Origin of the sequence: Psychrobacter sp. MF31, assembly GCF_012847335.1 — a bacterium.
Lineage (GTDB): Bacteria > Pseudomonadota > Gammaproteobacteria > Pseudomonadales > Moraxellaceae > Psychrobacter.
Window position 1 is genome coordinate 255,285 of the sequence record NZ_JABBDX010000004.1, and the last position, 14,980, is coordinate 270,264.

Sequence of the window (14,980 nt, forward strand, 5' to 3'; positions counted from 1 at the left end):
CTAAACGTTTGACAGAGTCAAAAATTCAGATATTAAAAAAAAGATATGTTCATGGTTTAGTTATCGCCACAATGGGCATCCTTGGGGGTCAGTCACTTGCCCATGCTCAAGTCGCGCTCAATAAAGACGCGTCTCATCAACTCGCTAGTAATTCAGTGAACTCAGGAATTGCTTTACCATTTACCCTATTAAAAGCCGATTGGGGCGCGCCAACGACCAACCAAACCATTAAAATCCACAATGGCGGCTTTGGTTCTGATGCTGCTGCGCATCCAAGCAAGCCCAATCAATTTTACGCGCTCACCGATCGCGGTCCCAATACGGATTTTATAGGCGCTCAAGGCGAGGGCAAGCAGTTTTTAATCCCCGATTATTCGCCTAAAATTGGCTTATTTGAGCTGACCAATTCAGGACAAATCCGGCTTATTAAACAAATCGTTTTAAAAACGGCGCAAAATAAACCGATTAATGGTCTTCCCAACCCAAGCGAATTTGGCGCGACCCATGAAATTGCTTATGATCTGCAAGGCGCGCCGCTGACCGTTCATCCCAACTTGCCTTTTGATCCCAAAACCAACCCCACCAAAACAGATTTGAATGGCTTGGATGCTGAAGGTTTGGCGGCGCTCAATGACGGTACGTTTTGGGTTAGTGATGAATATGGACCGCATATCGTCCATTATAATCAAGCGGGCAGGGAGATTGGTCGCATTAACGCCTTTGCCAATGATCCGCGCAATAATGTCGTGGTAAATGGCAAAAAAATCCTGCTGCCCGCTGAATTTGCCAATCGCCGCGCCAATCGTGGTATGGAAGGCTTGACCATCACGCCGGATCAAAGCACCTTAGTTGGCATCATGCAATCCGCCATGGACAACCCCGACAAATCCGGTCGCAAAAGTGTGCTGACGCGAATTGTGAGCCTCAATTTAAAATCGGGTGAATTGCGCCAATACCTTTACCCACAAAATCAAGCTGGATATTCCAATTCTGGCATTGTTGCCATTAACGATCATGAGTTTTACGTGATTGAGCGCGATGGCAAATTTCCGCTGCAAGATACCAACTCGCAAAAGCACATTTACAAAATTGATTTAAAAGGCGCCACAAACATTCAAAATTTAACCCCGTCCAAACGCATGACTTATGACCCTAAACTTGGGCTGATGATTGACAATAAAACCCTTGAGCAGTGGTCAGCAGGGCGCTCGGATGTTTTAGAAAAATTACTTGAACTAAAAATTCGCCCTGTTAAAAAACAGTTGGTGCTTGATGCCGTCGCGGCGCTCAACTATCCGCATGATAAGCTTGAAGGATTGTGGCTGCGCCGAGATGGCAAGCTTGGACTGATTAACGATGATGACTTTTCGGTGGAAACCCAAAACAATGTGATTTTGCAAAAATATTTGGATAAAGACAATAAGATATTGGACGTTAATCGCTTATATGTCATTGATCCGAAAGCTCAGTAAACTTTTTGACAATCATTAGTGCCAAAAAAAGACCTTACTTCGAGGTCTTTTTTATTATCAAGATACAACCATTTTAAAAAATTAAATCACCTTCGAAAATCTATTTTGATGTTTTTTGCCCAAATATTCATCAAATACCATCGCTACGTTACGACCAAGCAGGCGACCTTTAGGCAAAATACGGATTCCGGCGGCGTCCATATCAATGAGCTTATCCGCTTGCATTTCCCCAAGCTGCTCGATTTCATCAATAAAATAAGTGACCGCATCGATGCCAAATTTTTGATTGACGTCTTTAAAATCAAGATAATCATGGCAAAGTAAGTTCATAATCACGTACTCGCGAAGGCGGTCTTTAATTGACGTTTTGATATATTTAACCGCGGTAAGCGTCGCCGGATTGTTTTTTGCTGCCAATACGCTGTTCTCATAATCTTGCAAATCGGTGGCGTTTTGCAACATATAGCGACTGGTGGCGTTGCTGATTTGGCTAATTGCCGACACCCCAAAACCGACCAAATCGCAATCGCTCATGATAGTGTAGCCTTGAAAGTTACGGTGCAGCTTGCCTTCGCGCTGAGCAATTGCCAGTTCATCGTCAGGTTTGGCAAAGTGGTCAATGCCAATATATTGGTAACCGGCATCGGTTAAGGTGTTGATGGTATTACCTAAAATGGTTAATTTTTCGCTTGGCGTTGGCAAATCCTCGTCTTTGATTTGTCGCTGAGCCTTAAAGCGTTCAGGCAGATGCGCGTAGTTAAACACCGATAAGCGATCAGGGCTCATTTCAAGGATTTGCGCAACGGTGTTGGCAAAGCTGTCAGGGGTTTGGTGCGGCAGACCATAAATCAAGTCTAAATTGATGGAGTGAAAGCCCAATTTACGAGCTTCAGTTAAAACATTGGCAATCAGCTCGCTATCGTGAACGCGGTTGACCGCAATTTGAACTTGATTGTCCAAATCTTGAACGCCCAAGCTGATTCGGTTAAAGCCAAGATTTCGCAAGGTGGCAAGCGTATTGTCACCAAGCTCGCGCGGGTCAATTTCGATGGAATAATCGCCCTCACTCTCTGGGGCAAATTCAAACTTATCTTGTAAAAACTGCCAAAGCTGAACCAACTCTTCATCTTGCAAAAATGTTGGCGTGCCGCCGCCAAAATGCAGCTGTTTTACAAACGGCTTATACTGATTCGCCGCGTTGGCAAGCAGCTTGTGTTTGGCGGTAATCTCGCTCATGAGATATTCTAAATAGTCGCCTGAGTCGCTATTTTTTTTGGTAATGATTTTATTGCAAGCGCAGTAATAGCAAAGGTGGCGGCAAAAGGGGATATGAAAATAAAGCGATAATGGCGCGGCAGTTTCGCGCTGATTTAAAATTTTGACTTCCACCCCGTCAGCAATTGGCGCAAATTCAAGCGCGGTTGGGTAGGAGGTGTAGCGAGGTCCTGAGCGGTTATATTTTTGAATAAGCGCTTCATCAAATTTAGGCAGTTTTTTGCTGCCAAGGCTGCCCTCAATCATCGCGTACGGGCTTTGGCGCTGAAGTAAGTCCTCAATGGGTCTGGTGGTCGTTGGCATCTCTTGCGGCGAAAAGTCTTGAGCATTAAGATTTGGGGTAGAGTTTGGCATCTGACTTTCCTTTTATAAAAATAAGGCGGCAAATTATCAGCAGTCGTTTTTATGAGCGGCGTGATAATTAAGCTTAGACCATTATAACAAAGCTTGACTGCAAATCAGCATTAAGATTAAGGATTAATCAGGACACTAACAAAGGTCAGCGATTTTAAGTTAAGGCAAAACAATTGCGCAGTTATAAAGATTGATTTATTATCGTTAGCAATTAACGCAATTTGGGAAATATCATGTCATTTGCGCAAGTATTTACGCGCTCGGTGGTTGGGCTTCACGCGCCTGAAGTAGTGATTGAAGTTCATTTGTCGCAAGGCTTGCCGGCGCTAACCATTGTTGGCTTGCCTGCCACGGCGGTCAAAGAAAGTAAAGACCGCGTTCGCTCAGCGATTTTGACCTCAGGATTTCAGTTTCCCAACCGCCGATTGACGATTAATCTAGCCCCTGCTGATTTGCCCAAAGACGGCGCTCGCCTTGATTTGCCAATTGCCATTGGTATTTTGGCAGCAAGCGGTCAAATTGATGCCGAAACGCTAAGTAATTTTGAGTTTATCGGTGAGCTTGCTTTAAATGGTGATTTGCGACCGGTTTCCGGAAGCCTTGCCGTTGCTCGCGCCATGATGACTGCAAAATCAAAGGTCAAGCAGCTGATCGTTCCTAATGATAATGGTAAGGAGGCGGCTCGCGTTGAAGGTTTGACTGTACTTGCCGCGCCTAATCTAAAAGCCGTTTGCGCGCATTTGCAAAGTTTAATCCAAACCGCAGCTGCTACGAGCATCAACGCCGAGCCTTTAGCGGTCGTTCAGCCTGATTTTAGCCAAAATCAAGCTCAATATTCGGTCGATTTAGCCGACGTTAAAGGTCAGCATCATGCCCGCCGCGCCCTTGAGATTGCCGCAGCCGGCGGTCACTCACTATTATTTACAGGGCCACCAGGGTCGGGAAAAACCTTGATGGCAGAGCGCTTGCCAACGATTTTGCCGGAGCTGAGCAGCGAGGAAGCGCTTGAGGTGGCAAGCACCTATTCAATTGCCGACAGCGATTATCATTTTGGAACGCGACCCTTTCGTCAAGTCCATCATACGATTTCGGCAGTGGCGTTGGTTGGTGGCGGCTCAAAACCGCGGCCTGGCGAGATTACCCTTGCCAATAAAGGCGTGCTTTTTTTAGATGAATTGCCCGAATTTGAGCGCAGCGTCTTGGAAGTACTGCGGCAACCGTTAGAAGCCAAACAAATCACCATCAGCCGCGCCAGCTCCCAATTGACGTTTCCGGCAAATTTTCAGCTGATAGCCGCGATGAATCCGTGTCCTTGCGGCTTTGATGGCGACCCGTCTGGTCGTTGCCGCTGCCGACCTGAGCAGGTCAAGCGCTATCAGGATAAGTTGTCAGGACCATTACTTGACCGAATTGATTTACATATTACCGTTCCTGCATTGCCAATTAGCGATTTGCAAAACGCGCAAGCCAGTGAAGCCTCTGTTGACGTTCGTTTTCGAGTAAGTCAAGCTTATGAGCGGCAACTTTTACGCCAAAATAAAGCCAATAGTGAGCTGACCCCAAGCGATTTGGACAAATTTGCCATCCTTGGCGCAACTGAGCAGCAACTATTGCAAGTCGCTCAAGAAAAGCTTAATTTATCCGCTCGCAGTTATCACCGAATTTTGCGGGTGGCGCGAACCATTGCCGATTTGGCAGCAAGTGACACGATCGACAGCCGCCATTTGTCCGAGGCGCTCAGTTATCGCAGTAAAGCTTAAAGTTTTGCTGACTCGTTTTTAAAGCAAGCTTCACAAAAAATGGTGCTGTTCTTTTTTAAGTATGCTTTAATTTCGACCATGACGATATTTTCTGGCGCGGGCATTTTGGCAAAAATGGTTTCGCCACCATTCACTTCTTTACCGCAATTGGCGCAGTATAATGGGCGTTTAATAAACATGTCCTTATCCTTGAATGCTAAAGTCACTGTTGACTAGAGCGCTCAAAGATCAACTCAAAATATGAACCAACGGCTACTCCTGAAGTAACAAAATCAGGAGAGAAAATTTGAACAAAGCGCCAACCTTGCTTAGCTTGCTCAATGATAATATCCTGATAATTTTCACGTGGTTCGCCGGTTAGCCGCTTAAATTCTATTTTTATAAATTGATATTCGTAGTTCATTGTTGTTCTCGATAGGTATTAAGTAAAAATTCGGTCAGCTCAGAGAAGTCATCAAAGGCAAAATTGGGATTGCAATCTCTAATATCTTGACCGTAGTTGTAGCCGTAAGACAGCCCAATGGTGTCAATTCCGGCATTTTTTCCGGCTAAAATATCATTAATCGAGTCGCCAATCATCACCGCGTTTTTTGGGTCAATATTTAGCGTTTGGCAAGTGTGCAAAAGTGGCGCGGCATCCGGTTTTTTTTGCGGCAAGCTGTCACCACCAATCAGATTTGAAAACAGCGGCGACCAGCCAAAATAATTGATAATTTTGGGAACAAAGCGGATGGGCTTATTGGTGACCAGCGCTAAGGTAAAGCCAGCATGATGAAGCTTATTTAAGCCTGAGGTGACATCGGGGTAGGCGATGGTTTGCGAGCAGTCAAGCGCCTCATAAGCGGCTAAAAATAAGCGCTCAGACTCTTGAATTTCGGATTCTGAAAGCGACTCATTAACTTGAATGTCGCCTGACAGCGCGCGCTTCACCAGCATTAACGCGCCATTGCCAATCCAAGTTTTAATTGTTTCTAGCGGGTAGGGGTCGCGACCAAGATGCTGCATCATGACGTTAACAGCGGCGGTCAAATCGGCAACGCTATCAATCAGCGTGCCATCAAAATCAAACATGAGTAATTGTTTTTGTTGCACGAAATTTTTCCTTATTCTTATTATTTAGACGGCTGATTTGGCATTGGAAGTTTATTACTTGGCGCTTTCATAACGGCGTTTGTGGTCAGATTTTTGCGCTTGATAATCACTGTTTTCTCGGCACAAGTCCCATTTTTCTTTAAAAATTCGCGCTGATTCGGCTTTGATTGGGTCTTCAACCTGCCGTGGCAACTCGTCGCGACCATGAGCGCCGCTTTGACCTTTTTTATCATCGGGAACCGCGCCTTTATATTTTTTGCCGCCTTTATGATTGGCGTAGCGGCGCGCTCGGGTAAAGCCCATTTGCAAAAACTTGCGCGCCATGTCCGCACCAACAAAGTCGCCTGCCGCCAAATAGTCCAAAAACATCTGATAAATGGTGTCGCTGCTTTTTTGGGCAGCCTCAGGCGTAGCAAAGCGCCAATGCGGCAGGATTTCTGACTTATACGGCTCAACTAAAAGCACGCCTTGCTCGCCGCGACCGATACGGTAAAGTTCAGGGTGTGCGCGCAAATCAAGCGCTTTGTAGTCTAAATCGTAATCAAATTCCGCCATAATGCCTCCTTTGCCACGGCTTAGCTTTGCCACAGCTCAGCTTTGCCATGATTTAGTATAGGCAAAAGGTTGGCGCAAAACTGTTATAAACCGTGACTGACGGCTTTGGGCTATTTGTTTTTTTGATTATTTGCTTTTAAAAGATAAAAATTTAACCATAAAAAAAGCCTCAATCCCAAAGGAGTGAGGCTTTTAAAAACTGGTCAACGAATGGTGGCTCGAGGCAGGATCGAACTGCCGACACACGGATTTTCAATCCGTTGCTCTACCGACTGAGCTATCGAGCCAATGTCGTTGAGGCGCTATTAAACTAAATATTAGTGCTACTGTCAAGATATTTTTCTAAAAAAGTCAAAATAGTTGCCATTTTTGGCAAAATTAGCCGTCAAGAGCAAGCAAGCCGTAATCGCTCATGATTTGGTGAATCGAAGTTTCGGCAGGAACAAACGCTCGGACGCCTTTTTTGACTTCAAGGTCATAGACCATTTTGATAAATTTGGCATCGATGGCGCGACCGCGATTTTGCGGATGCACGGTGAGGTATTGTAAGCGCTTGCTGTTGGTTTGACCGTCATCAAAGCAGCCGACCGCCGCGATGGGCTTGTCGTTAAACATCCCCACATAAAGGCAGCCGCCGCGCGCAAAGCTGGCTTCGATAAGGTTTAGTACGCTATCGCCGTCAGGGTGGCTGTCGTCAGCATCATAAAGGTCTTTTAGGCGCTCGGCAAGCTCGTTTTTTCGGGCGGGTTTTTTCATCAGCGGCGCATCAAGGCGGGTGATGGCAAAGGCTTCAAGGGGCATGGCAAGTTCCTGATGGAAATATAAAGATTATTTTAGCAGAGTTTTGTTTATATAGTTTTTATCTAAAAAGAAATACAGTTTGAACTATCATCATCTGTATCTGTGAAGTCGTAAAAATAATCTAAAAAATCCTTTTTATTTGGAAACAAAATATAACTTACAGAAAGATTACCAGAACCACCAGTTGAAACAGTTGATAATAGGTAAATATCCTTTTTCTTTAAAACAGAGAGTTTATATGCCGTGCTATAGTTACCGAATATGTATTTATGGATGCAGACTGGATGATAATTAATATTATATTTTGTTAGAGACTGAATAGCAGGTATTTCTATTTCATCCGTACTTGATAAAAATCCACCTAAAAAGTGCTCAATTGTTATTTGGTTGACATTACTTTTATTTGTTCCTGAGTAGTTAATATTCCAAGCGGCTTCGGGTCGAACTTTTTTTGGATTGTCATAAGCACTTTCCTTTAATTTAAACCCATCAAACTGTAATCTCACAAATCCGTCTTTTTCATATTTTTTAGTATTGGTATTCCAACTAATACCAGAATCCCAAAGTATATTTTGGCTATTGGTCGAGAAGTTCCAAGTACTTTTTGACGTGCTATCAATCATGTATGTTTTGACCAGTGCCCCAAATTCTAAACTTGGTAGGTTGCTTGCACCTTTAGGAATGACGTTTTCTGCAAAAACACTGCTGCTCATAAGGGCACCACAAAAAAGCAGGGCAACCTTAGTTGAAGTATTAATATTAACTTGCATTTTTCCTATCCTGACTTAGTAAACAAAAGTAATATTATAAATGATTTGCGAATATTTTAATTACCTTTATAAATATTTACCCGCAATCCTGCCAAGCCATAGCCGATTATCACAGGGTTTGCTATCATAAGCAGAACTTTTCAATGGTTCGATTTTGATAACCCATGGTTATTGACGCCAAAATCGACCGCCAAAATTTGACATCCAAAGCTAACACCTAAAACCGACGTTCATTATTGACGATTTATTATTGAGAGTAGCCATGACCGCCAATTTGACTGATGACACAAAAGTCCTTGCCAATCGTCCTGACCGCACCGCCACCGTTGAGCGCAACACTGCCGAGACTCAAGTGATCTGTACGGTCAACCTTGATGGTACCGGTCAAGGGGTGGTCGATACGGGCGTGCCGTTTTTGGACCATATGATTGACCAAATCAAGCGTCATGGTCTGTTTGATTTGGACATTAAATGCACGGGCGACACCTATATCGACGACCACCACAGCGTTGAGGACACCGGAATCACCCTTGGGCAAGCATTTGCTAAAGCCCTTGGCGATAAAAAAGGCATCCGCCGCTACGGTCATTTTTACGCGCCGCTTGATGAAGCGTTAACCCGCGCCGTGGTGGACATTTCAGGTCGCCCGGGGCTGCACATGGATATTCCATTCACCCGCTCGCACGTGGGCACGTTTGATGTCGATTTATTTAGCGAATTTTTTTACGGCTTTGTCAATCACGCTTGGATGACGGTGCATTTGGATAATTTAAAAGGCAAAAACAGCCACCACCAAATTGAATGTACCTTTAAAGCGTTTGCCCGAGCGCTACGCATGGCCTGCGAGTACGACCCGCGAGCGCTGAACACCTTGCCATCAACCAAAGAGGCTTTATGAAAATCGCATTACTCGATTATGGAATGGGAAATTTGCACTCGGCGGCAAAGGCGCTGGCGAGTGTTGGGGCGACAGTGAGCATCACCGCTGACCCCAAAGTGGTGGCGGCAGCGGATAAAATCGTCTTTCCGGGCGTCGGCGCAATGCGCGATTGTATGCTTGGCATGCAAGATGCTGGCATCGATGAGGTGATTAAATCGGCGGTTTTTAACAAGCCGGTGATGGCAATTTGCGTGGGAATGCAGGCGCTGTTTGAGTCGTCGGCGGAAAATGGCGGAACACCGTGCTTAGAGATTTTAAAAGGGTCGGTCAACGCCTTTGATAACCCATTATTTAACGCTCAAGGCAAGGTGTTAAAAGTCCCGCATATAGGCTGGAATACCATCAATCAGATGGCAACCGAGCACCCGCTTTGGAAAAATATTGCTGAGGACTCGTACTTTTATTTTGTCCATAGCTATTACTGCGCGCCAAAAGAGGCATCCGTGGTCGCCGCAATTTGCGATTATGGCAAGCCGTTTTGCGCAAGCTTGATTCAAGACAACTTATTTGCCACCCAATTTCACCCTGAAAAAAGCCACACCGCAGGGCTGCAACTGCTCAAGAACTTTGTGGATTGGAAGATTTAATCTAAAAGCTACATTTGGCTTACGCTAATGAAAATCCGGTGCGGTAAACTAGGCGCTCTTAACAGTTAGGGGGCGTTTGGTGGATTTTTACAATTTTAAAGAAGGCATCGTTGCTGTAAGCGGTCTTGATAAAGATGCGCTGCATATTTATGTCGGCGTGAGTATTTATTTACTGAGCTTAATCGTGCTGCGACCCGTTATCAAAAAATTGGGCGCTCGCGGTATCATGGCGCTAATTGTCGTCACGATGATTGCGCTCTTGGGTGAGTATTTGGACAACAAGCCCACGCTGATTAAGGCAGGGCTTAAAGGTTTAAGTGATAAGGAGATTCGCGACAGCATTCATGACCTTATCAATACTTGCCTGCTGCCTTACGTGCTTTATTTTTTAAGTTATTTTACCAAACTATTTAATAAAATCACCGAACCAAAAAAGCTGCTAAATCGTTAACGCAGCTTTTTTTATGCTTAATTTTTCAAATTAACCGTTTGCGTTGTCATAAATTTCGCGAACGACTTCACCAATCACTTTTACGCCCTCAATTAATGTTTGTTCATCGGCGGCAATACTCATCCGAAAGCACTCATGAGCATGGTCGTAATTATCAACATCAACCCCAGGGAAAAAGTACTGGCTTGGCACAATCAGTGTGCCTTTTGCTTTTAGGCGCTCGTAAAGCTCAAGGGTAGTAATCGGCAAGTCTTTGAGCCAAATCCATAAAAATATCGCGCCCTCCGGCTTATGAATTTGCATCGGATAATCACCTAGCGCTTCTTTTAACAAGCGAACGGCGGTGGTGGCTTGCTGCTGATAAAACGGTTGAATGACCTCATCGGATAAGGCTTTCATTCGGTCATCTTGCAGCAGCGGCGTGGCAATGGCAGCGCCAAATCGGGTTGGCGACAAATTAACCACGGCATTTAGCGCGCTGACCGCTGCAATCACTTCAGGATTTGCCACGATAATTCCAGTTCGGATTCCGGGCAAGCCAATTTTGGACAAACTGAAGCACAAAATGGTGTTGTCGTCCCAATTAAGCGTCGCATCGGAATAGATGATGTTAGGAAACGGCATACCATAAGCATTATCGATGATGAGCGGCACATCAAAGCGTTTGGCAATGGCGGCTAGGCGCTGCATTTCTTCATCAGTCAGCACGTTTCCAGTGGGGTTGGTCGGGCGTGAACAGCAAATCGCGCCGATTTCGCCGTTGTTGAGTTCCGGCAAGTTTTCAAGGGCGTCAAAATCAACGTGATATTTAAAAAATCCGGCATCGCCGTCATGCTCGCAAGGTTCAATCTTTGGCAGCACCGCTTTAAAATATTGACCGCCAACCTGAACGTCGCTATAACCGATATATTCAGGGGCAAGCGGTAGCAAAATGGACTTGTTTATTTTTTTATTGTTTTCGGCACTTTTGTCATTTTCGCTTTGATTTTGTTCATCAGCAAACTCGCCGCCAAACAAGTTAAATAAGTAAAAAAAGGCGTTTTGTGAGCCGTTGGTCAGCGCGATATTGTCTTTGGTCAATTGCCAATCGTAATGACGGTTAAAAAAATCAACAAGCGCGTCGATAAATTTGCCGTCGCCTTGCGGGTTGGAATAGTTGCCGATATTCTCTAAAGCTTGATTGGCAAGTAAATCCGCTGCGCCCAACTGCTGATAAATCGTTAAAAAGGCATCATTCACCGCATTGATTCGCGCCGGATTGCCGCCGCCAAGCATGTTAATGGGCTGATCGCTTTTGAGCGCGTCGCCCAAATCATCCATCAATTGTGAAATGCCGGTGGGCTTGGTAAATTTTTGCCCAAAACTTGAAAATTTCATAACGTTTGCCTAAATCATTGTCTGAAAGTTAAAAATAAAATTAGTATAGCAAAGCTTGGCTTTTGGCGTTGACGCTTTTGACTATGGTTTAGATAAATTCGTTTTCGCCTAAACCAACTAAATCAGCGCCCGAACCCGTGCCATAATCCCGCGACCAATCACCAAGCGAACGTAAATCAGCGCAATGGCAATCAAAATAATCAGCAGCACGGCAAGCCCCAATAAAAACTGCAGCCAAGGTAAGCTAAAAGGCAGCTGAAATTTTTGGGTGACCACAAACCAAGCGCCAAGGCTGGCTACCACAAGTGAAAACACCGCAGCGCTTGAGCCAATCAAGATAATTTCGATGATGTTGAGCGCGTACAAATCACGCTGTTGCATGCCAAGCAAACGATATGAGGCGCTGTCTTTTAAGCGCTCTTGGGTTGTTGCTAGCAAGGAACTTATCAGCACCATAAAACCGGTTATCAGCGCTAGCAAGGTAAATACAAACACCAATCGGCTCATTTGTGCAATGAGCGATTGAACTTGCTCAGCAATCATCGCGCCATCAATGGTAGTAATTGCCGGATAGCGCCGCGTCAGCTCCCCTTGAATCGGCGCGATATTTTGCTTTTCAACATGGGCGGTGGCAAATTGAATTTGCGGGGCTTTAGCTAACACGTCCGGCTCAAATAAAAAGTAAAAAAACGGGCTTGGACCTTGTTCAAATCGTGAGCGAATACTGGTAATTTTACCAATGATTTCAATCCCTTGAATATTAAAGCGGACTTCATCGCCCATTTTGACGTTTAACAAGTCAGCAGCAGTATCTAAAATCGACATCGGCGCCATTTTTAGCGCGCCGGCAAGCTGACTTTTATCTTGGCTGACAGGCGCAAACAGCGCGTCTTTTTTAACACTTGATTTGATAAACTCGGTGTCCATCACCTCATTGCTGTAGCTTAAATTAAAGACTCGGGTTGGGTCATCAAAGCCGTCTTTGGGCACGATATCAGCAGCTTTTACCCCGTTTGCGCTGACCACGCGGGCGCGAATGACCGGAAAATAAGTCACCGGCGCGTTAATAATTTGATTAATGCTGTCGTGTTGGTCGCTTTGAACGTCCAACAAAAACAGATTTGGCGCGTCTTTTGGGTAGCTGGTGACAAACTGCTTGGTGATGCTGTGATTGAGCGTCGCCACGAGCGCAAGCACGGCGACAGACAAGGCAAGGGTCATAAAAAACAGCGCCGATTGGTTGCCTTTTCGCGATAAATTGTGAATGGCGAGTCGTGGCAAGAGACCAACATTATGGTGTTTGGCAAGTTTTGCGAGCAGCCAAAGCCAAGCTTGCGCCAATCCCCAAAAAATTGTTAATACAGTAACTAAGCCAACCATTAATCCAAGTGCCAATTGCCACGAGCCTGCTTCCAAAGTAAAAAAGCCGAACAGTACCAAGCCGATGAGAATAACTTTTAGCCATGATTTTTTTTGCGGTAAAAAATTGCTTTGGTTTGCGCTTGTGTCTTCTTGAAGCAGCACCGCAGGTTGCATTTTAGTAAGGCTTATCAGCGCGCGTTGGGTGATAAATAAAGTGAGCACCAAGGCAATAATCAGCGTTTTAATGACGCTAATGGGACTGATGCTCAAGCTAATATCGGCAGGTAAAATCGCGCCAAGCTGCGGTCTGGCAATGATAAGAAAGCCGATACTTAATACCGTGGCAATCAGCCAAGAAAGGATAGCGGAAATGGCAAAAAGGCGATAATAGCTGATATTTACCGCGCGCCTTGATTCACCAAGCGCAAGCCTTGTGGCATTAACGGGTTGCTGCTTATTGACAAAGGCGGTGATGATGCCGAACATCGCCACCAACGCAAGCAGCAGCACTGCAATAACCAGCAGTTTTAAAAACAGCAGCACGTTGTCCGAAATCCGCGTGATGGAGGTGTCCGCAGATTGCGCGTCGCTCAGTTTAATGTCCGGATAATGGGTCAAAATATTGCTTAAGCTTTCGCGCTCGGCATCGATGGTATCTGGGCTGCCTTTTAGCGCAATTTTATAGCTGACGCGGCTGCGCTCGCCAATCAGTTTGGTTTTGGCAACCGCCAACTCACTCATCATCACCCGACCGCCAAATCCAAAGGCAGTCAGCGGTCGGTCGGGCTCTTTGATTAAGGTATCAGCAATGACAAACTGACCTTCGCCAATGGTGATGTTATCGCCGATTTTGGCATTAAGTCCGGTGAGGACTTCGGGCGCGACGATGATATTTTGGTCGGATAATTGCTGCCAAAGCGCTTTATTTGAGCCAAGTTTGACCGCGCCATAAAGCGGATAATTGGCGCTAACGGCTTTGACATAGCCAAGCTGAGTTTGCTTGTCGGTGGTCAGCATGGCGTTAAAGCGATAATCCATCACCACGTTATTAGGGTCAAGCTTTTGAATATTGGCAAGCAGTTCCGGCGGCCAGTCTTGATTGCTGCTAATGATCAAATCGCCGCCAACAAGGGCGCGCTGATTGTCATTGATGTAGTCATCAACCGACGCTTGAATGGAGTCAAGGCTTAAATAGGTGGCAAGCGATAAGCTTAGCGTTAATAGCAAAAGCAGTGGATAAATCCAGCGCCGCCACCACGCTTGTGAGAGTGCTTTATTGCCCAGTGATCGCCCAAAAAACAATTCTAAAAAATACGATGCTAAAAAGGTTTCGCTTGATTTGGCAGCATTGGGCGGATTTGGCGTTTTTTGATGGTCAAGGCTCAAATTTCAACCTCTCTTTTTGCCGCGTTTGCAATTTGCGAATTTTGCAAACTGCTGTCCTCAATGCTGCCATCTTTCATGATAATCACGCGGTCGGCAAGCTTGGCAAGGGCAGAGTCGTGGGTGACGACTACCAAAGCACTGCCCGAGTCTTTGCGTAAATCAAGGAGCAAATTAAGCACTTGCTTGGCGTTTTCTTCATCCAAATTGCCTGTTGGCTCATCAGCAAAGACGATTTTTGGTCGGGCGACCAACGCTCGCGCCACTGCCGTTCGCTGCTGCTCGCCGCCGGACAATTGAGAGGGCAAGTTGTCTTTTCGGTGGTTTAAATTGACCGCCGTAATTAATTCTTGAACGCGGTCAGCATCAGGCGCTTTGGCAATATCAAGGGGAAAGGCGATATTTTCGCTAACGGTCAATGTTGGCAATAAATGAAACGATTGGAACACAAAGCCCATTTCTGACTGACGGATTTTAGCCAGTTCTTCTTCGCTTAAAGTATTAAGAAGCTTACCATCAAGCTCAATGCTGCCGCTGTCGGGATAATCAAGAGCCGCTAAAAGCCCAAGTAAGGTTGATTTGCCTGAGCCTGATTTTCCCATGATGATAACAAACTCGCCTGCCAAAACGCTTAAGCTAACATTTTTGATAATATCAAGGCGGCGCTCGCCCAGGCGAACCGATTTATTAAGCTGCTTGGCGATTAATAGTGGCGCGTTTTTTTGATTGTCAGTGGTACTTAACATTGAGGCTTGAGGCGTCATAAGGCGACCTTATTATTTTTCTGAAAGGTTGTTTTTT

Annotated in this window: 15 protein-coding genes and 1 tRNA gene; 5 read left to right on the forward strand and 11 right to left on the reverse strand. The window is 45.4% G+C overall.

The features are described from left to right. Window positions 1-8 precede the first annotated feature (8 nt). A complete protein-coding gene (locus HF322_RS07445) occupies window positions 9-1,472 on the forward strand; it encodes an esterase-like activity of phytase family protein (RefSeq protein WP_223193220.1) in 1,464 nt (487 codons plus the stop codon). Window positions 1,473-1,553: 81 nt separating this feature from the next. Here HF322_RS07445 and hemN read toward each other — a convergent pair whose 3' ends face one another. After that, complete coding sequence (gene hemN / locus HF322_RS07450) at window positions 1,554-2,993, reverse strand: oxygen-independent coproporphyrinogen III oxidase (protein ID WP_223193230.1); 1,440 nt, start codon at window positions 2,991-2,993, stop codon at window positions 1,554-1,556. A 341-nt stretch (window positions 2,994-3,334) separates the two neighbouring features. Between hemN and HF322_RS07455 the strand changes: the two genes are divergently transcribed. After that, entirely contained in the window at window positions 3,335-4,861 is a 1,527-nt protein-coding gene (locus HF322_RS07455; protein ID WP_169392769.1) for a YifB family Mg chelatase-like AAA ATPase, read from the forward strand. Here HF322_RS07455 and HF322_RS07460 read toward each other — a convergent pair. The 7 genes from HF322_RS07460 to HF322_RS07490 form a co-directional block, all read right to left on the reverse strand. Continuing rightward, window positions 4,858-5,040, reverse strand: a complete 183-nt coding sequence (locus HF322_RS07460) for a Fe3+ hydroxamate ABC transporter substrate-binding protein (RefSeq protein WP_169392770.1) — start codon at window positions 5,038-5,040, stop codon at window positions 4,858-4,860. The two genes, HF322_RS07455 and HF322_RS07460, sit on opposite strands and share 4 nt — an antisense overlap. A 23-nt stretch (window positions 5,041-5,063) precedes the next feature. Next, window positions 5,064-5,264 (reverse strand): DUF4177 domain-containing protein, encoded by a 201-nt coding sequence (locus HF322_RS07465; RefSeq protein WP_169392771.1) that lies wholly within the window; start codon window positions 5,262-5,264, stop codon window positions 5,064-5,066. After that, a complete protein-coding gene (locus HF322_RS07470; RefSeq protein ID WP_308811487.1) occupies window positions 5,261-5,953 on the reverse strand; it encodes a phosphoglycolate phosphatase in 693 nt (230 codons plus the stop codon). Before HF322_RS07470 ends, HF322_RS07465 begins: the two co-directional genes overlap by 4 nt. Window positions 5,954-6,007: 54 nt before the next feature. Then, entirely contained in the window at window positions 6,008-6,508 is a 501-nt protein-coding gene (locus HF322_RS07475; protein WP_169392772.1) for a DUF4385 domain-containing protein, read from the reverse strand. 211 nt (window positions 6,509-6,719) lie between these two features. Beyond that, window positions 6,720-6,795, reverse strand: a tRNA-Phe gene (locus HF322_RS07480). 91 nt (window positions 6,796-6,886) lie between these two features. Next, a complete protein-coding gene (locus HF322_RS07485; protein ID WP_169392773.1) occupies window positions 6,887-7,309 on the reverse strand; it encodes a hypothetical protein in 423 nt (140 codons plus the stop codon). 62 nt (window positions 7,310-7,371) lie between these two features. Then, window positions 7,372-8,079 (reverse strand): hypothetical protein, encoded by a 708-nt coding sequence (locus tag HF322_RS07490; protein ID WP_169392774.1) that lies wholly within the window; start codon window positions 8,077-8,079, stop codon window positions 7,372-7,374. Window positions 8,080-8,341: 262 nt separating this feature from the next. Here HF322_RS07490 and hisB point away from each other — a divergent pair, with 262 nt between their 5' ends. From hisB to HF322_RS07505, 3 genes are all read left to right on the forward strand, one after another. Then, on the forward strand, window positions 8,342-8,977 hold the full coding sequence (hisB, locus tag HF322_RS07495; protein ID WP_169392775.1) for an imidazoleglycerol-phosphate dehydratase HisB: 636 nt from the start codon (window positions 8,342-8,344) through the stop codon (window positions 8,975-8,977). Next, the gene (gene hisH, locus HF322_RS07500) at window positions 8,974-9,606 is read left to right on the forward strand and encodes an imidazole glycerol phosphate synthase subunit HisH (protein ID WP_169392776.1); all 633 of its coding nucleotides are present in this window, start codon (window positions 8,974-8,976) and stop codon (window positions 9,604-9,606) included. The genes hisB and hisH overlap by 4 nt, the downstream gene beginning before the upstream one ends. Window positions 9,607-9,685: 79 nt before the next feature. Continuing rightward, a complete protein-coding gene (locus HF322_RS07505) occupies window positions 9,686-10,057 on the forward strand; it encodes a hypothetical protein (protein ID WP_169392777.1) in 372 nt (123 codons plus the stop codon). A 30-nt stretch (window positions 10,058-10,087) separates the two neighbouring features. Here HF322_RS07505 and HF322_RS07510 read toward each other — a convergent pair whose 3' ends face one another. The 3 genes from HF322_RS07510 to HF322_RS07520 all read right to left on the reverse strand — a co-directional run bounded on the left by HF322_RS07510 (window position 10,088) and on the right by HF322_RS07520 (window position 14,943). Next, window positions 10,088-11,434, reverse strand: coding sequence for a valine--pyruvate transaminase (locus HF322_RS07510; protein WP_169392778.1), 1,347 nt, complete (start codon window positions 11,432-11,434; stop codon window positions 10,088-10,090). Between the two features lie 117 nt (window positions 11,435-11,551). Further along, window positions 11,552-14,182: an ABC transporter permease gene (locus HF322_RS07515; RefSeq protein WP_169392779.1), complete on the reverse strand. Its 2,631-nt coding sequence runs from the start codon at window positions 14,180-14,182 to the stop codon at window positions 11,552-11,554. Beyond that, window positions 14,179-14,943 (reverse strand): ABC transporter ATP-binding protein, encoded by a 765-nt coding sequence (locus HF322_RS07520; RefSeq protein ID WP_169392780.1) that lies wholly within the window; start codon window positions 14,941-14,943, stop codon window positions 14,179-14,181. The genes HF322_RS07515 and HF322_RS07520 overlap by 4 nt, the downstream gene beginning before the upstream one ends. Window positions 14,944-14,980: the final 37 nt, after the last annotated feature.